The sequence below is a fragment of the Pseudomonas sp. genome, from assembly GCF_028293835.1.
Classification (GTDB): domain Bacteria; phylum Pseudomonadota; class Gammaproteobacteria; order Pseudomonadales; family Pseudomonadaceae; genus Aquipseudomonas.
Genome location: NZ_JAQGNX010000106.1, coordinates 76,038 through 93,637 on the forward strand (window position 1 = coordinate 76,038; position 17,600 = coordinate 93,637).

The following is a 17,600-nucleotide window of genomic DNA, read 5'->3' on the forward strand; positions in this document are numbered from 1 at the left end:
CCGAGCAAGGCCGCGTATCTGTGCGGATTCAGTCGAAACGTGATGCAACAGAAATTTGGCTAACTGCTTTCATACCCAGTGCGGCACCTGTTGATCCTTGCGTCGCAGCAATTTGCACTGAAGTGTTTCAGTGAAAATCCGCTGGTATTGATCCAGCATCAGCTCTTCGTCGATCAGCGGAGCAACCGTGCTGCGGGCCTGAGCGCTAAGGCGAGCGAGCAATTCCGGTTGCTGGTCCAGGCTCAACATGGCTTGGCCTAACGTGTCCGCATCGTCAGGGCTGCAGAGCAAACCGTTGACTTGATCTTCAATAATTTCGGGCAAACCGCCCATTCTTCCGGCAATCACCGGCACCGAATGGGCACAGGCTTCGACCGCGACCATCCCGAACGGCTCTCCCCAAATGGAAGGCACCACCGCGACGTCGATCTGACGGTAAAACACTTCGGGCTTTTGATAGCCGACAAAACTGATATTCGGTGAAGTGACCAACGCCCGGAATTGCGCTTCGTCGTTAACTTGACCGCGCCCGGCTATTTGCAAGGTGGCGTCAAACGGCAATTTTTGGAACTGCTCGATCAACCAACGAACCCCTTTGGCTTCAGACAGCGTGCCCATGTAGCCGAACCGCAGAGGCTTGCGAGCGGTAGTGTTATCGCAGCTCTGCGGGTGTTCCGTCGGCGCCGCAAAAGGGCTGCTGTTGTGCACGACGTGCGCGTGGGCGCCCTTGAAGTAGCCTTGGCCTTGCAGCGTTTCGAGCATGAAACGACTGACGCCGATGACGCTTTCAACCTGCGCGGAGCGCTTGTCGTAGCCTCTGCGGAACTGTTTGCAACTGGCGCATTGCTGCTGGCAGCTTTTGCCGTTCTTGAACATCGTGCTGCTGGGGCACAGTAAGTACATATCGTGCAGCACTTGCACGATGGGTAAACCCGCAGCCGTAATCTCGTCCCAGGCCGAAACTGACCAGCCGCTGAGGTTGTGGCACACCACGATGTCCGGGCGTTCGGTATCGATGACGTCGCGAACGTATTCGCGCATGCCGTTGTTATAGCGGTCGCGTAGGTGCCAACCGATTCGGCTCAGGCGTCCAGGACGCTGGGCGGTATGGTGCCAGTAGAAATTGCGCAGCCCTGCGCGGTATACCTTGACTCGGTTCAGGCAATCGCTGCTAAGCCCTTTCTCATCGCCGGTGGCCAGTACGACCACGTTGCAGCCGCGTTTCTGTAAACCTTCGGCGGTACGCTGCAAAATAATCTCAGCGCCACCGCCGATGTCCGGAGGGTAAAGACTGTTGATGAACAGAATTTTCATAGCGGGTAAGACTGGTGAAGGCCAAGCACGCCGGTTTCACCGTCATGAATAGCTTTTTCGATAAGGCTTAACCTCCGCTCCGCGCCCTTGCGCTTGGCAATGACACGCAACAGGCGGAAGAATACCCAGCGATTGAGGTTATAAATCCAGGACGAAGAGGCCCAGATGTTTTTGTCGAACCAGGCCTGATTGCGTGCGCCGTAATAAGCGCGCAGATCTGAACCGCCAAGCAAAAAACTCTCATAGATATTGCTGGTTTTGGCTTTGATGTTCCATGACTCTTCAAGGTCGTCGAGCAGCGCCTCCGGTACCAGGAAAATTCGTCCGCCACCGGCGGTGATGCGCCAGGTGTATTCACTGTCATCGGCGTACAACAACAGCGCATCCAGCGGTAGGCCGATTCGCTGGTACACGCTGCGATGAGCGAGCAAGCCGCCGTAGGTTGCGAAGGGCAGTTGAACCATGGACTGTAGGTTTTGCTTGGCCCGCGGATGGCCCCACGGCAAGCGGCGCCAGATTTTGTAGGGCAATTGCGCGATGTGGAAACCGAAGAAGCTCGAACGTCTCTGGATCGCAAACCGCTTGGGCACACCCGCAGCGATGTCGGCTTGATGGGTAGGACGAAAGCCCAATACCGCAGCCTTGTCTCGACCATCGATACGCTCGCGTTGGTATAAACAATGATGAAGCGTCGCGATGGCATTAACGGTGGGCGCGTTGTCGTCGTCCATCAGCCAGATGTACTCGGCACCTGCATCCAGGGCGGCCTGGATACCCACGGAGTAACCTTTGGCCGAGCCGGTGTTCTGCTGCAAATAAATTACATCCACTTGGCCTGGCCAGGCGCGGACCAGGGATTCGAGCGGTGCCACCGACGCATTGCTAACGATGATCACCCGTTCTATTTGAGAACTGGCTAATGAGCGGCTGACCAGCGCCTGTAGATAGGGCAGCCGGTCGCCGTAAGTCAGCGTGACCAGTGTGGTTTTGTAAGTCATCGTGCGCTTCCATGATTTAAAAAAGGTCCGCGGGCTTGCGGCAGACATTCAGACCCGCGCTTCCATCCGCGCCAAACTGCTGATAGGCAACGTGACCTTTTGCTCGCGCTGCAACAGATTGAGCAGAATGACTGCGCGCTCTTCACCGTCGGCGGTCAGGAATATCGCTTCCAGGTCGCAGAAGCTTCCCGACTTGATCCGTACGGCTTCACCTTCTTGAAACACCGCCTTGGGTTCCGGCAGCAGCAAGCGTTGGCGAATCTGTTGGATCAAGTCATCGTGAACCGGCACCGGGTGCGCGCCGAAGGTCACAATGCGCGCGACGCCTCGGGTCGAGCGGATGGGGTACCAGTTGTCGTGGACCTGATCCATGCGGATAAACAGGTAACCAGGAAACAACTCTTCTTCGCTGGCAGCACGTGAATTGCGCTTTTTCGGTGCTGCAGCCTTGAGTGGCCGATAGCATTCGAACTGCTGGCGTTGCAGGTGCTCTTCAGCACGGGACTCTTGACGAGGTTTGGTCTGGATGAGGTACCAGCGCGCAGGTTTTTCCGAGTGAGTCATATCTTTTTTCGCTCCACAGCATTACGGGTTCAACTGGGAATCAACGCCAAGCCATCAACCAACGGCCATTATCCGCTCAGGCTGCTCGTGCTCTACTGCCGTGCAGACTGAATAGTGCGGCAGCAGTTCTTGCACACGGTCGACACAGTTAAACATCAACACATCAATAATCGACAGATTGCCGACAAAAGCATGCTTGAACTGCCAATACTCGATCGGATCCATCTTGAAGAAGCGCAACGCTACGCCGTGTCGAGCAAAATGATCCGCGTCGTACAACTCGATCCCACCAACTGGGTTCAGATAGCGGTCGCCCGCAAAAGTTTTCACGATTTTCAGTACACGGTCCTGCTTGTCAGTGGGCGTTTCGATGTCCATGTCCGAGCCGCGCAAAATAGGCGTATCAATATGCAAATAGGCGCATATCTCTCTGATGGAATGCTCGATGAATAACGCTAGATTCCTGACAGGGAACCGTAGCAGCCTTTCCAGTAAAGGCATGACCTGATTGAAATAGGGCGCTTTGATGTAGCACCGCTTGATGGTGATAAGCAGGCGTTCCATGTCTTCGTCAAACGATTCGCTCACCTGACGTTGATTGATGGCCAGGTCGTGCCGGTCTCGCTTCAGCGGGAAGGTAACTAACTTGGCTTCGCCGTTACACAGAATGCGATTTCGATTGACCCATCCGGACCGGATGTACTGTAGATCATCACCCAGTACGAAAACGTCTGCGGCGGCAATCAGTTGAAAATAGCCCAGGTAGGGGAACAGGTACGGCTGCATCATTGCAATTGTCCTGACCATGCTTATCTCCAGGAAGAGGCTCTAGTTATCCATTACTTTCGTACTGGGCTGTAGTCATAACCGTAAGCTGAACAGTCATAGGAAGCCGTTGAGGCCTTGCGTATTACCCCGTTGAAAATCGCACCTTTGATCACCACTCCGTTTTGACCCAGCCGACGTTTGCAGGCTTCGATTTCCTTGACTGACGTAAGACCGAAGCGGGTGACCAACAGGGTTGTGCCTGCCTGACGGCCGACCAGGGTGGCGTCAGTGACAGCAAGAATGGGTGGCGTATCGACGATCACCAAGTCATATGACGGTGCAAGGTCGGCGAGCAGTTTGTTGAAGTTATCGTGCATCAGTAGCTCGGATGGATTCGGTGCGGCATAACCGCAAGAGATCAAATCCAGGTTCGGCACTTTAGTGGCGATAATCACTTCTCTGCTGGACAGTCGCGCGGCAAGGGTGTCGGACAAACCATGTTTCGGTTGCAGGCCAAACACTTTGTGTAAATAACCTCTGCGCATGTCGGCGTCGATCAGCAGTACGCGCTTGCCTGTCTGGGCAATGATCACCGCGAGGTTGCTGGACACAAAGGATTTGCCGGAGGCGGGTGCCGGGCTGGAAATCATTAACACGTTATTGCGTGCTTCAAGCATGGCGAAGTGCAAACTGGTACGCAGGCTGCGCAGGGATTCGACGGCCAGTTCAGTAGGTTCGGAGACGCTCAACAGCTTCAACTCTTTAGCGGCTCGACCTTGGCTGTTTTTGTCCAGACGTTCCTGTTGTCGCGAGTACGGTAAAGACGCGTAGACCGGCATGCCAAGATTTTCGATGATTTCCGGATTATCGACGCCGCGATAGAACGCTTGGCGCAAGAACACTACGGTCACTGCAACCAAAACCCCAAGCAGGGCTGCGAGCAGCACGATCAGCTTCTTCATCGGCTTGGCGGGTTCTTCAACGTTGGCGTCGGCGTTGTCAATAATGCGGACGTTGCCGATACTGCCGGCGCGCAAGATGTCTTGTTCCTGGCTCTTATTCAGCAGCAGAGTGTAGGTCTGGGTAGTGACTTGCTGGTCGCGGGTCAAACGCAGTAATTCCTGCTGAGTGACCGGCAGTGCCTGGATCTTTTTCAGCAGCGCTTGTTTCTGCGCTTCCAATTGACCCATTTGCGTCATCAACGCCCGATAGGTCGGGTGTTCCGGGGTGTAAAGGCGCTCGACTTCTACTCGTTTCAGTTTCAGTTCCGACAGCATCGAATCAAGGTTGACCACCTGATCGAGTACCGACTTGGTTTCGATGCTCAGATCGACCGATTTGGCGCCGGCCTGGAAGGCGTTTAACGCTTGTTCCGATTGTTCCAGTTGCTTGCGTACCAGCGGCAATTGTGACCGCAGAAACTCAAGGCGCTGCGCCGCCTCGGCCGAGCTGCGTTCAACGTTTTGCCGGACATACAGATGGCTGACTTCATCCAGAATGGTCTTGGCCTGGAGCGGGTTCGGGTCCTGAATAGACAAATAAATGATGCCCGAGTCTTTACCGGCTTCTGTGATGCTCAGACGCGACTGATAGTCCAGTGCGCTGGTGAGTGTGCGTTGTTTAATCAGCGTGAACTCGGTTCCCGGACGAGCCTTAAGTGTTGCTATCTGAATTTTTATGCCATTGCCTTCTACGGTTTGATTAGTCTGGCCGTTCAGTAACAACGCGCCGTCTTTGTCGAACAACGAGAACGCGTCGGCACCATTGGCCACCAGGGTCAGCTTTGCACCGAGCAGGGCTTCAGGTACTTCCAGTTGGAACACATTGATCAGCTCACCGCCCCACGCGTAATTACGTAACCCGAACACGGGCTCAGCCAGTGCGCCTGGGGTAGTCGGCTTAAACGTGCGGGCCATGTAGGCGCCAAACACCGGGAAGTAATTGGGTTGCTGAATAATGTTCAGTTTGAGGTCTTCGACTACTTTGCCCAGCACCGCCCGTGACTTGATCAGTTCAATTTCAGTGGTGGCCGGGGACACTGACATGGGTTTGTTGCTGACCTCGGGAGTCCCTTCGATGCCGACTTTTTTTGGCTCGATTTGAATCATCGCGTTGCCCTGATAGATAGGCGTCGCCAGAACTGCATAGGCCAGTCCAATCAAAAGGAAGACGCTGACAATGGAGGCGATCAGGCCCTTGTGATCAAACAAGGTTCGCAAGACAGTTGCCAGATCAATCTTGGTGTCCTGGTAAAGGTCCAGCGCGGGGCGGTTCATGATGGTCATTTATCGGGTAACTCCTGACTGTAGGTATGGAAGCCAGTCATCGACACAACGCGACAGGTGCTCGAAGGTCTGTTCAAAGGCTAATTTCGGGCGACGGTACGGATCGGCTATTTCAAGTTCGTGCTGCCATTTGCCAATCAAAAATGTCTTGCCACGTACTTCTGGCGCCAGCTTCAAAATGCTGTGTAGTTGGTCTGTTTCCATGAGCAGAATTAATTCGGCGTCGTGCAGCATTTGCCGGGTAACTTGACGCGCTTGATGCTTATACGTCGGAATATCGTGGTTTCTTAAAACCTCCCGAGCGAGGGGGTCTATCGGTGAAGCAAGCATGGCGTGGATGCCCGCCGACGAGACCTGCAGATGCGGCGACATAAGACGTTTGCGGAACATCGCTTCAGCCATGGGGCTGCGGCAAATGTTGCCGACACAGACCACCAGAAGATTATTGAACATTACCTTTAACCGACAGCATGAGCCGCTTACTGAGATTGACGCTGACGTTACGCGCCACCAGCAGCAGGGCTTGCAGTTTGTGCAGCGGTGAAATAGCGGAGATCGACAAGCCGAACACCTGAATAAGGAAGTGTTCGTACATGGGCTGATTGCCAATCCGGTGGTAGTAATTCGCCAAACTGGAGCAGGTCTGCAGGCTCATGTGCAATTTGCGCTTATGGGAGCGCATGGAGAAAACGCCACCTGGGTGCAAGCGATACATGGCCGGTTTGATTTCACCGAGAAATTTGCCGTGACCGTGGGCACCCAGCAGCGACCACCAGCACATGTCGTTGAGCGGTGCCAACTTCAGTTCGGGCGGCAATTCGTGGAAAACGTTACGAAAGCAGGTGGTGAGTGTCGAAATCGGCCGGGCTTTTTGCAATTGAACCGATGTTGCATCAGCACGCAACTTCCCCTGGAGATAGATGCCATGTTCGCCTTCTGCGTCGAAGGACATGGCATCGTGATAGGTCAGTACGTAATCTGGATGGCTTTCAAGAAAATCCACCTGGATCTGCAGTTTTCTCGGGTCAGTCCAATAGTCGTCGCCTTCGCAAAACGCGATGTATTTTCCTCGCGCTTCTTTAAACAGTTCGGGTGTGCACAAGTTGCCTTGTGAGTACTGATTAACGGCGTGATAAAACGGCCGGATCAGCTGCGGGTAACGGTCGGCGTATAGCTCGACAATCTGTGTAGTGCCGTCGGTAGAGGCGTCGTCGTTTATCAGGATTTCGATGGGGAAATTGGTTTTCTGGGCAAGGAAGCTTTCAAGTGTTTGCGCAATAAACCCCGCTTGATTAAACGTCGGGCAGACGATGCTGAGCAGCGGCACCACCGACGGTTGTTCGGAAGAGGAACGCGGCAATTCAGAACTGGAATTTTGCACAGTGGCATCCATGGCTCATGTACTCGGTTTGCTGAACAAAACGTAAAGTCTTGTTGCCAGCGGTTTGTAACTCATGGCCACGATCGTCAGGGTGATCAAACCACTGACGGCCAGGCCGAGGAAAGTTGTGAAGCGGTCATCGCGAGCGATCATGCGAAATAACGGCTCGCTGATGGCGATGCCGACGGCGGTCATTAGCGTGATGCGGGCAATGTCGTGGGTCCATTGACTGTGAATCCCCGGGGCCAGGCGGTTGTGGACAATTGAAGGCCAGATCATGAATGACACCAGGCGCAAACCGAACCAGGCCAGCGCCGCGCCGTATGCGCCGTGGTAATGGATTGCCAGAAACATCACCGGCACCGTGACGATGGCCGATACCACGCTGTACCAGACATGCAAACTCATGTTCGCGTGGGCGTATTGCAGATAAAACTGAAAAGCGCTGGCGGCCATTATGGCGCTGCCCAATGCGTACCAAAGCAAGATTGAATGGCTCCAATGGGCGGCTGCCTGATCACCAGTCCAGGAAAAGATAAGCGGTTCGGCATGGAAGCCAATCACCGCAGCCAACGGGAACAGCAGGGTACAAACGAATCGGTTGGCTGCCAGGAACAAGCTATGCATGTCGTCATGCCGACCCTCCGCCATCAACACCGTCAACCGCGGCAGCAGCGTCTGCGCCAGTGGGTTGGCCAGCATTAGAATGCCGTTAGCAATCAGTGCCACCAACGAGAAGTAGCCGTACTCCTTGAGCAGCAGCAGTTCCGAGAGCAGGACCTTGTCCAGTTGTGTCAGCACAATCCACAGCACCGTGGTCAGCGACATGCTGGCGGCGAACGGGATAATCGGCTTGACCAGCGCCCAGTTAAAACCGCTCAGCAGGTGCGGGGTGGGCATCTGTTGATAGGCGCGACCGGCAAATATCAGCGCTTCGATCACGCCGACCGCTACTTGAAATTCAAAAAAGTCCCGAGGGTCCTGGGAGATACTGCTGACCAGCAACAAACCACCGAAATAACGCAACGTCGCGATGATCACATTGGCGATGTTTAACCAAGCGTGTTGCTCAAGACCCTGAATGCCGCTTTTATAAAGCGTCGCGTACAAGCGCAGCACAATAATCAGGCCCATCATGCCGATGCAGCTGATCAGCGTTTCGCTGTCCAGCGTTTGAGCGTTCAGCCACTTCAGTGCTATCCACGGACTCGCGGCATAGATCACCGTTGCGCAGACCACGGCCATCGGTAGAAAAATGATTTCGAACGAACGCAGCAAATGCCCTGCGCTGCGCTCGGCGGCAGGCAGTCCTTGCTGGTGCGCAACTGCACGCACCAGGCTGGGCGACAAACCTGCGTCGAGTAACTGCAGCCATGCCTGCATGACCGAGAAAAAACCGATAAGACCGTAAGCTTCGGCCCCTAGATGACCTAGGTAAAATGGCATGATAAGAATGCCCACCAACAGCGCATAAGCCTGACCGGCGTAGCTCAAGGTGGTGTTTCTAATGACTGACAGTTTTTTTTGCATGACGGTTAGATGACCTGGGCCAAAGCGGGGTCGTCATACCTGACTTGACCCTGGCTGCACTCAGTGATTAACGTCTCGATCACTCTGTCCTGGTCTTCCTTGGCCAGACCTGGATAGATCGGCAGGCACAGCACGCGTTGGGCCAGCGACCGTGACGTGCTTTGCGCCGCTTGCGGTTGCAGGTAATCGAGCGTGTCCAGAGACGGATAGAAGTAACGCCTCGGGTTGATGCCTTCGTCGTTGAGCGCTGCCCGAACGCGAAGCAATTGTTGTTCGCCGGTAAGGGCTACGGGGAAGTAGCTATGATTAAGCTGGCTATTGGATTCGGCTTTCTGCAAATCCATGTAGTCGCCCAGGCGGGACTGATAGCGGTAGGCAATTTCAGCGCGACTTTCGAGAATATTGTCTATGTCATCAAGGATGCACAGCCCCATCGCCGCTGAGAACTCATTCATTTTGGCGTTGATGCCGATGCCTTCGATGCTGTCGACGCCAGCGATGCCGAAATTGCACAGCAGGTAAGCTTTACGGGCGAGATCATCATCGTTGGTGATGATCGCGCCGCCTTCGATGGTGTGAAACAACTTGGTCGCATGAAAACTCAAGGTGCTGATGTCACCCCAATTAAGCACCGAGCGTCCAGCGTGGCGGACGGCAAATGCATGGGCGCCGTCGTACACCACTTTTAGTTTGTGCTTGAGCGCAATCTGTTCGATCTGCTCGACAGCACAGGGGTTGCCAAATACATGGGTGCCGACGATCGCCGTTGTGTCGGAAACAATCCTGCTCTCGATGTGTTCTGGCGAGATATTCCAGGTCGCCCGATCAATGTCTGCAAAGATCGGCCGGATGCCTTCCCACTGCAATGAACTGCTGGTGGCGACGAAACTGAACGGTGTAGTCACCGCGCTACCGGTCAAACCGAGCGCGCGGTAAGCAACTTGCAGCGCCAGGGTCCCGTTATTGGTTAGCAGAACATGCTTCACACCGAGATAGTCTACGAGCCTTTGTTCCAGCTCTGTCACCAGCGGCCCATGGTTGGTTAACCAGCCGCGCGCATAGATGCCGTCAACGTAGTGTTTAAATTTGTTGATGTCGCCTAAATAAGTCTTTGTCACATTGATCATCGAAGCCTCCATGTCTGTCGTCTGGCGCTGATTCCGAGGAGAGAAGCCGGGCTAGCCGGGCATCGATTCGGTGGGCGGGCTGCCAGTTTTCTGACTGGCCAGTCTCGCGCGACGTTGGTTGAACTTAAGAATCAGCTGTGTGGCCACGCTACCTGTGTGCGGATCACCAAAATGAAACAGGGCTGTAGCGCGTGTTAAGTTGGGGCTGACTGGACGGTTCGCATGCAATGTGCGATACCCCCAGAAAAAGTAAACATTGCCAGGCTCTAGTTGCACGGTTTTGGCCTTAAACCATCCCCAATCAAGTGCAACGGATATCAACTTTCTGCTGAAGCGATTTTGCAGTAAGGCTTTTTCGATGACGTTAAACAGCACGAATGAACGCACCGTTCGTAAGTTAGGAAACAGGACCAGATCGCCGCGTTCTTCGCCGTGCTCGGGGATAAAAATAGGGATCAGTACTGTCACCAGGCTCGCGTCAAAATGGAAACTGTTGGATTCCCGGCGTCCTTGGTTTCCCTGGACGCAGCGCAGCACCGGAAATATTCGGTCGCTGTCGGCGGTTTCCCCTGCTGCCCGTTGGTACAAACGGCTTAGTAATGCCTTGAACGTCGGGTCGGCCCAGATGCCCGCTAACAGGCTGCCGGCCAATGCCCGCTCGCCATGGTAGGCAAAGTATTCACCAGGATGCCGAGCCGCCTGAAGGTCGGTGTAGGCGCGCAATTGCGCAAGATCGGCCTCGCCCACAACACCGCTCAGCTTGGCAAAGCCATTGGTATCGATCTCATTGGCCAGCTGCCTTACCTGCTGTTCATCAATGCTAAAAGATAAAGGCATCGCGTAGGGCTCTTATAGATAAGTGATAAGACACCGGTGTCTTGGGTGCCGGTGCCATTATTGAGATGGCACAGTGAGGAAACTTGAAGCCACCAGGGCCTGAATAGACGTGTTGAGCCACGCTACCGCCCGAATCGGTTGATTCAGTCGCCCGTCAGTTTGCTAATTAACGGATGCTCTAAAAGTTCCAGTGTTTCTTGCAATAAACCCATCTGTTGTTTAAGCAGCGGGCAATGCTACCGCCCGACCGAGCATGCTCAGTAAAAAACAGATGATTCAATTAGCCAATGGACTGCCACAGGCGCTAAAAAAACGCGCCTCGCCGCTAATTAACCTTGATGGGCAGAACTGCAAGAATGTATGTATCCAGACGCTTCGTGCGCATTGCTCTTAGGCACTGCTGCAACAGCAATGAATCGTCTGACAGGCATATATATCGACGGCGCCGTCCTTCCTGTCAAATTATTTCGTCAAATAACTGTTACATTTTTGATAAACGGTAGAGCTGTCATCGTAACCTATTGATTTTATTGAACGTCAAAAAAACACCACATGCACCGTCATAGTGCGGCGACGGTTTTTAGACGCACTGCAGGAAGGGCAATATTGAAAAGTTCAATAATAAATTGCGTGGTTAAACAAGGCGATGATGGACGATCGTAGTTGGTTTCATTAAGCAGATTTAACGCGCAATTGAGTGTTTCAGGGGCTTGGCACCGTTGAATCGAGTGTGTTTGGTGAAATGGATTCTCGTCCGGCCGTTTCCATATTCCGCAAAGGGATAGGTGGTGCCCAGTTAACCGTGTTTCGGTCTAGGGAGAGCTTAGGCATGGTCATGGCCGCCTTACGTTGACTAAGGCGTCATTAAGCCGGTCGGCGTTCTGGGCAGTTGCTCAGCCTTGAATGCTGCTCCATTATCCGAACCGGGACACGCCACTTACCGGTTCAGCAGGAGAACGAATGAGTACGCAGTCAGCAACCAATGGAGTGGTCACAGAACGTTTGGCCCAAGTGCGGGCCTTGATGAGCCGGGAACAAATAGACGCTTATCTGGTGCCGTCAGCGGACCCGCATCTTTCTGAATACCTGCCGGGCTATTGGCAGGGTCGGCAGTGGCTTTCGGGCTTTCATGGTTCGGTCGGGACGTTAATCGTGACTCAGGACTTTGCCGGTTTGTGGGCGGACAGCCGTTATTGGGAACAGGCCAGTAAGGAATTGGCAGGCACCGGCATTGAGCTGGTGAAGCTACAGCAGGGCCGGCCGACTGCGCTGGATTGGTTGGCTGAAAACGCCAAGGCGCAAGATATTGTCGCGGTGGACGGTGCTGTATTGGCCGTGGCCTCAGCCCGTACGCTGGCCGCGAGGCTATACGATCAAGGCGCCAGCCTGCGCACCGACTTCGACCTGCTCAGTGAGGTTTGGCTGGATAGGCCAAGCTTGCCAACCAACGCTATTTATCAACATTTACCGCCTCAGGCGAGCGTGAGCCGAGCAGAAAAGCTGGCTCAGTTACGCAACGTGCTACAAGAGCGCGGCGCAGATTGGCACTTCATCGCTGCACTGGATGACATTGCCTGGCTGTTCAACCTGCGCGGCGCAGATGTTTCCTACAACCCAGTGTTCGTCTCTTTCGCCTTGATCGGTCCGCAAGGGATCAGTCTGTTTGTCGATTTGACGAAAATGGACGCCGAGTTGCGCCAGACGCTGGAAGGCGAGGGCATTACGCTGGTTGAATACACCAGGATCGCCTCGGCCTTGCGTGAAGTTCCCCTTGCCGCCCGGTTGTTGATTGACCCTGCGCGCGTTACCTGCGGCTTGCTTGACCACCTCAACGCGGAGGTGACATTGGTTGAAGGGCTCAACCCAACGACCTTGTTCAAATCGCAAAAAAGCGAAACAGATGCCCAGCATATTCGCCAGGCGATGGAGCAAGACGGCGCTGCGCTCTGTGAGTTTTTCGCTTGGCTGGAGTCGGCTTTGGGCAATGAGCCAGTCAGCGAACTGTCCATCGACTTTCATTTAGGCCAGGCACGTGCACGTCGCCCCGGCTATGTTTCGGCCAGTTTCGCCACCATCGCGGGCTTCAATGGCAATGGCGCCATGCCGCATTACCGGGCGACTGAACAAGAGCATGCGCAAATCGAAGGCGATGGTCTTTTGCTGATCGACTCGGGTGGCCAATACCTTGGCGGCACGACCGATATCACACGAATGGTGCCCATCGGAACGCCTTGCGCTGAGCAGAAACGAGATTGCACGCGCGTTCTCAAGGGCGTAATCGCGCTGTCGCGAGCTCATTTCCCGCGAGGAATTGCGTCGCCGTTGCTCGATTCCATCGCCCGAGCGCCGATTTGGGCGGAAGGTGTCGATTACGGCCACGGTACCGGTCATGGCGTAGGTTATTTCTTAAACGTCCATGAAGGTCCGCAGGTCATTGCGTACCAAGTGCCGCCAGCGCCACACACTGCCATGCAGCCGGGAATGATTACTTCGATCGAGCCAGGGACTTACCGGCCAGGACGTTGGGGTGTGCGGATCGAAAATCTGGTACTGAATCGCGAAGTCGGTAAAACCGAATTCGGGGAGTTTCTCAAATTTGAGACCTTGACCCTGTGCCCAATCGATACGCGCTGCCTGGAAGTAACGCTAATGACCCAAGAGGAACGTGATTGGCTCAACACTTATCACGCAGAGGTCAATGCGCGCTTGAGCCCACTATTAGAAGGGCCAGCGTTAGAGTGGTTACGTACCCGCACTGCTGCGATCTGACCGCTGTGATCTGAGTGTCGTCGCCGCGTCACGGGTTCAGGCCTGGGGCGTTGGCATTTTTAGCGCTTGGGCCATGTAATCCACCAACGCGCGCACCCGCGCCGACTGCCGTCGATTGGCTGGCGAAAGTGCGTAGACGGGCAGAGGCTCTGGTAGGTAGTCCTGCAGAATGGCTACGACGCTGCCTGCTCGCAAATCATCGGCAAACAACCAGGTCGGCGACAGCGAAATCCCCATTCCCGCTAACACCATTTCCCGGATCGCTTCCGAGTTATTGCTCTGCGCGTTGCCTTTAATGCGCACCGCATACGTTTGCTGGTCTTTCTCATAGCGCCACTGATTTTGCGTGGCGAGTAAATTGAAGAGTAAGCAGTTGTGTCCGCGAAGTGCTTCGGGTGTATCGGGGGTCCCGTATAGCGCCAGGTAACCCGGCGATGCGAGTGTGATCCGGTGCATCGTACCTATGTGCCGGGCGATGAGGCCGCTGTCATTAAGGTCGCCAATTCTGAATGTGACGTCCAGGCCCTCGGTGACCAAGTCGTGATTTTTGTCACTGAGTTGCAGGTCCACGCTTACTTGCGGGTACCGGGTGAGGAAGTCACCCAGCCGCGACGCGATCTGCGTTCTTCCGAAGCTCACCGATGATCCGACTCTTAGCAGTCCCGCCACTGTTTCGCGTCCGGTTTGAAAGCTGTGCTCGGCAGCGTCCACGGCGGCGAGAATGCCTCGGCATTGCTCGTAATAGCGCACACCCTCGTCAGTCAGTGATAGCTGGCGCGTACTGCGTGCGATCAGCGTGCCACCGAGGTCGATCTCTAGCGCTCGGATGAGCTTACTGATGTTTGGTTGAGTGGTCTGGAGCTCTTTAGCGACGGCGGTAAAGCTGCCACGCTCGACGACTCGAACAAACACTGACATCGCGTTGAGCTTGTCCATTTTCGATTCATGCCAATTTGGAATGCTCACTATAGCTTTATTAAGTCTTATCGGCATAAATCGTCGCGAGCAGAATCAAAGCCATCAAGCCGCTCCGGCTTGCTCGAAACGAGACTCCCCGCCATGACTTCTTCACCAGCTCCTATTACAAAAAATATGCAGGCGTTGTTGGTAGACGCTGTCGATTCGCCCTTTCGCTTGATTCAGCTGCCTACACCCACTCCTTTGGCGGGTCAGGTGCTGGTTCGGATTAAGGCTAGCGGGGTTAATCCGCTGGATGGGAAGATTCGTACGGGTAAGGCGGCACATGCCCGCCAGCAGTTGCCTTCAGTCCTGGGCATGGACCTCGCCGGTATTGTTGAGGAACTGGGTGAAGGCGTCAGCCGGTTTAAAGTGGGTGACGAGGTGTACGGAATGGCCACCGGGATCGGTGGTATTCAGGGATCGTTGGCGCAGTTCGCGGCTGTTGACGCTGATCTGCTGGCGCTTAAACCGCGCAATCTTGATATGCGTGAAGCCGCTGCACTGCCGTTGGTCTTCATCACCGCGTGGGAAGGACTGGTGGATCGCGCCGCATTACGTCCCGGTCAGACTGTTCTGATTCAAGGGGGAGCGGGTGGTGTAGGGCATATCGCCGTGCAAATCGCCCAAGCGCTGGGTGCCAAGGTATTTGCTACCGGCTCTGAAGCGCAAATGGCCTTGATCGAATCCTTTGGGGCGACGGCGATCGACTACCGCAAACAATCGGTAGAGGACTATGTTGCCGCGCATACCGGCGGCACCGGCTTCGATGTGGTGTATGACACAGTGGGCGGCGCGACCCTGGATGCATCATTCATCGCAGCACGAACCTACGGTGGGCATGTTGTCAGCTGTTTGGGTTGGGGCACGCATAGCTTGGCACCCTTGTCGTTCCGTGCGGCAACCTATTCGGGGGTTTTTACCTTGATGCCGTTGCTATCAGGTCAGAACCGCCTTCATCACGGGGATATCCTGCGAGAGGCAACTCGTTTGATAGAGGCGGGGAGCGTTAAGCCGGTGCTGGATGACCGGCATTTCACGCTGGAAACCGTTCATGCCGCCCACGACATCCTTGAAAGCGGCATTGCGCGGGGGCGTTTGGTGATCGACATCTGATTCGGGCCAGGCTTCGCAGGCAAGGTTCAGCCGGTCTTGCTCAAGGGTTCATGGATGCGCCAGGGACGACGCTACCTTGGGAGTGGCTTACTTGCAGAGGACAATCATGCTGCGACTGGTAAAACCTGCTGGATTGAGGCCGAAAGGATAGTCGCCCGGATCCTCTACCACATCGCCAGACTTGGCAATGATTCGGTAGCCATTGGTATCGCACGTAGTAGCAGCCATCTCATAACACTTTTCCCAGGAGGAGGTGAGTCCGGAGCAGTTGATATGTATTCCACGTTTGCTGTGTTTGATGTTTTTGCTTGTCGCTGCACAACTGACTAACGCCAGGGCCGCCAGGATGATCAAAATGTATTTCATTACTGTCCCTAACCTGGCGAACTGATTAATGCCAGTGCCCAGCTTGAATTCGGCGGTAAACATGATACAGCGATAACGTCCAGGTCGTTGAAGCTCCGATGGTGGTCTGCATTGCGGGGCTAAACATGGCTCAACCGAGGTACAAATGCTAGCGACATATTATAACTAACCAAAACGGCCTTCAATCGACCGGCACCGGTGTCGGTAATCTGGAGCGTGTGGTCAGCGTTGCGCCGACGGAGGCAAAGATGATCGAGGCGATTGCCAACCATTGAGTCAATGTAAGGCTTTCATGTAGAAAAATCAGCCCCGATAGTGCTCCGAAAGCCGGCTCGATACTCGCAAGCGTACCGAATGTGCGGGCCGGCAAGCGGGTTAACGCCATCATTTCCAGGCTATAGGGCAGGGCGGTGGATAAGACAGCTACGCCCAATGCTGTAGGAACGAGGGCCAGGTTTAACAGGGATGTTCCAGCATGGACAATTCCAATGGGGGCGATAAACAGGGCAGCGATCAATACCCCCAGTGCTGCGGTCTGAATACCGTTGTCAGCCCCGGCTTTCTGTCCGAACACTATATAAAGTCCCCAACACACCCCGGCTCCTAGCGCATAGCCGATACCTACAAGGTCGATATTGGTGCTCCCCGCGCCCATGGGTATAAGCAGCAACAGGCCGAGGGTCGCCAAGGCGATCCAGACGAAGTCGATGGCTTTGCGTGAACAGAACAGCGCTACGGTCAGTGGTCCGGTGAATTCCAGAGCGACGGCGATTCCCAGTGGCACCGTGCGCAGAGACATATAGAAGAAGAAATTCATTCCGCCCAGGGCAATTCCATAAATGACCACCGTACGCAACGATTTGGCTGTTAACCGGGCCCTCCATGGTCGCAGGATCACTATTAACAATAGGCTGGCGAAGGTCAGCCTCAATGTGGTGGTGCCTTGGGCGCCTACCAGAGGGAATAAGCTCTTGGCCAGGGATGCGCCGGTCTGAATGGACGCCATAGCGATAAGGAGCATGCCTATTGGGAGCGCCAGTGAGGCGAGGCTGCGGGGTTCTTCGTTCATTGTGGTTAATCGTCCACGGTCATCTGGGATGTAATGAGGTGGGCATGATGCTTAATATCCACGACCTGAGCAATATATTGCTCAGGTTCGCGCCGCTTCCCTTAAGACTTTTATATAGAAGGGGGCATTCTCCGGACTGTTTATAGAAAACCTGAATAAAGCCTTGACGTAACTTTTTCCGGGCCTATAATTCGCACCTCTTCCGGAGCAGATGAAACGGAAACTCCTTGGTAATCAATGAGTTAGGCAGTTCAGATGCGAGCAAGAGGCTTTGATCACGATGATCGGAAGCGGTGAAAAAAGGCAGTTGACAGCGAGTTGAAACGCTGTAGAATTCGCCTCCCGCTGCCGAGCAACGTGAAGTTGATCGAAGCGCAAGTGGTTGAATTAACAAGGGAAACCTTGAAGCTTCGTGAAATAACCGCTTGACAGTAACTGGCGCTGCTGTAGAATGCGCGCCTCGGTTGAGACGAAAGAATCAACCCGCCGCTCTTTAACAATTGAATCAAGCAATTCGTG

At 54.6% G+C, this 17,600-nt stretch carries 15 protein-coding genes; 2 read left to right on the forward strand and 13 right to left on the reverse strand.

Annotation, left to right across the window (positions count from 1 at the left end):
* Positions 1 to 69 precede the first annotated feature (69 nt).
* From JWR17_RS15305 to JWR17_RS15350, 10 genes are read right to left on the reverse strand one after another with little or no spacing between them, the layout of a single operon-like run.
* Positions 70 to 1,314 (reverse strand): glycosyltransferase family 4 protein, encoded by a 1,245-nt coding sequence (locus JWR17_RS15305; protein ID WP_299832766.1) that lies wholly within the window; start codon positions 1,312 to 1,314, stop codon positions 70 to 72.
* Positions 1,311 to 2,312: a glycosyltransferase gene (locus JWR17_RS15310; RefSeq protein WP_299832767.1), complete on the reverse strand. Its 1,002-nt coding sequence runs from the start codon at positions 2,310 to 2,312 to the stop codon at positions 1,311 to 1,313. Before JWR17_RS15310 ends, JWR17_RS15305 begins: the two co-directional genes overlap by 4 nt.
* Before the next feature lie 48 nt (positions 2,313 to 2,360).
* Positions 2,361 to 2,876: a transcription/translation regulatory transformer protein RfaH gene (rfaH, locus tag JWR17_RS15315; protein ID WP_299832768.1), complete on the reverse strand. Its 516-nt coding sequence runs from the start codon at positions 2,874 to 2,876 to the stop codon at positions 2,361 to 2,363.
* Between the two features lie 54 nt (positions 2,877 to 2,930).
* Positions 2,931 to 3,683, reverse strand: a complete 753-nt coding sequence (locus JWR17_RS15320; protein WP_299832769.1) for a WbqC family protein — start codon at positions 3,681 to 3,683, stop codon at positions 2,931 to 2,933.
* A gap of 32 nt (positions 3,684 to 3,715) precedes the next feature.
* Positions 3,716 to 5,929: a polysaccharide biosynthesis tyrosine autokinase gene (locus JWR17_RS15325; protein ID WP_299832770.1), complete on the reverse strand. Its 2,214-nt coding sequence runs from the start codon at positions 5,927 to 5,929 to the stop codon at positions 3,716 to 3,718.
* Complete coding sequence (locus JWR17_RS15330) at positions 5,930 to 6,382, reverse strand: low molecular weight protein-tyrosine-phosphatase (protein ID WP_299832771.1); 453 nt, start codon at positions 6,380 to 6,382, stop codon at positions 5,930 to 5,932.
* Positions 6,372 to 7,289, reverse strand: a complete 918-nt coding sequence (locus JWR17_RS15335; protein WP_299832780.1) for a glycosyltransferase — start codon at positions 7,287 to 7,289, stop codon at positions 6,372 to 6,374. Before JWR17_RS15335 ends, JWR17_RS15330 begins: the two co-directional genes overlap by 11 nt.
* A 36-nt stretch (positions 7,290 to 7,325) precedes the next feature.
* A complete protein-coding gene (locus JWR17_RS15340) occupies positions 7,326 to 8,840 on the reverse strand; it encodes an oligosaccharide flippase family protein (RefSeq protein ID WP_299832772.1) in 1,515 nt (504 codons plus the stop codon).
* Positions 8,841 to 8,845: 5 nt separating this feature from the next.
* Positions 8,846 to 9,967 (reverse strand): DegT/DnrJ/EryC1/StrS aminotransferase family protein, encoded by a 1,122-nt coding sequence (locus JWR17_RS15345; RefSeq protein ID WP_299832773.1) that lies wholly within the window; start codon positions 9,965 to 9,967, stop codon positions 8,846 to 8,848.
* Positions 9,968 to 10,018: 51 nt separating this feature from the next.
* Positions 10,019 to 10,804 (reverse strand): hypothetical protein, encoded by a 786-nt coding sequence (locus JWR17_RS15350; RefSeq protein ID WP_299832774.1) that lies wholly within the window; start codon positions 10,802 to 10,804, stop codon positions 10,019 to 10,021.
* A gap of 960 nt (positions 10,805 to 11,764) precedes the next feature.
* Between JWR17_RS15350 and JWR17_RS15355 the strand changes: the two genes are divergently transcribed.
* Positions 11,765 to 13,573, forward strand: a complete 1,809-nt coding sequence (locus JWR17_RS15355; RefSeq protein WP_299832775.1) for an aminopeptidase P family protein — start codon at positions 11,765 to 11,767, stop codon at positions 13,571 to 13,573.
* 36 nt (positions 13,574 to 13,609) lie between these two features.
* Here JWR17_RS15355 and JWR17_RS15360 read toward each other — a convergent pair whose 3' ends face one another.
* Entirely contained in the window at positions 13,610 to 14,509 is a 900-nt protein-coding gene (locus tag JWR17_RS15360; RefSeq protein WP_299832776.1) for a LysR family transcriptional regulator, read from the reverse strand.
* A gap of 156 nt (positions 14,510 to 14,665) precedes the next feature.
* Here JWR17_RS15360 and JWR17_RS15365 point away from each other — a divergent pair, with 156 nt between their 5' ends.
* On the forward strand, positions 14,666 to 15,646 hold the full coding sequence (locus JWR17_RS15365; protein WP_366944162.1) for a zinc-dependent alcohol dehydrogenase family protein: 981 nt from the start codon (positions 14,666 to 14,668) through the stop codon (positions 15,644 to 15,646).
* Between the two features lie 87 nt (positions 15,647 to 15,733).
* On the opposite strand, the gene JWR17_RS15370 is transcribed toward JWR17_RS15365, so the two are convergent.
* On the reverse strand, positions 15,734 to 16,012 hold the full coding sequence (locus JWR17_RS15370; RefSeq protein ID WP_299832781.1) for a hypothetical protein: 279 nt from the start codon (positions 16,010 to 16,012) through the stop codon (positions 15,734 to 15,736).
* A gap of 181 nt (positions 16,013 to 16,193) precedes the next feature.
* On the reverse strand, positions 16,194 to 17,081 hold the full coding sequence (rhtA, locus tag JWR17_RS15375; RefSeq protein ID WP_299832778.1) for a threonine/homoserine exporter RhtA: 888 nt from the start codon (positions 17,079 to 17,081) through the stop codon (positions 16,194 to 16,196).
* Positions 17,082 to 17,600: the final 519 nt, after the last annotated feature.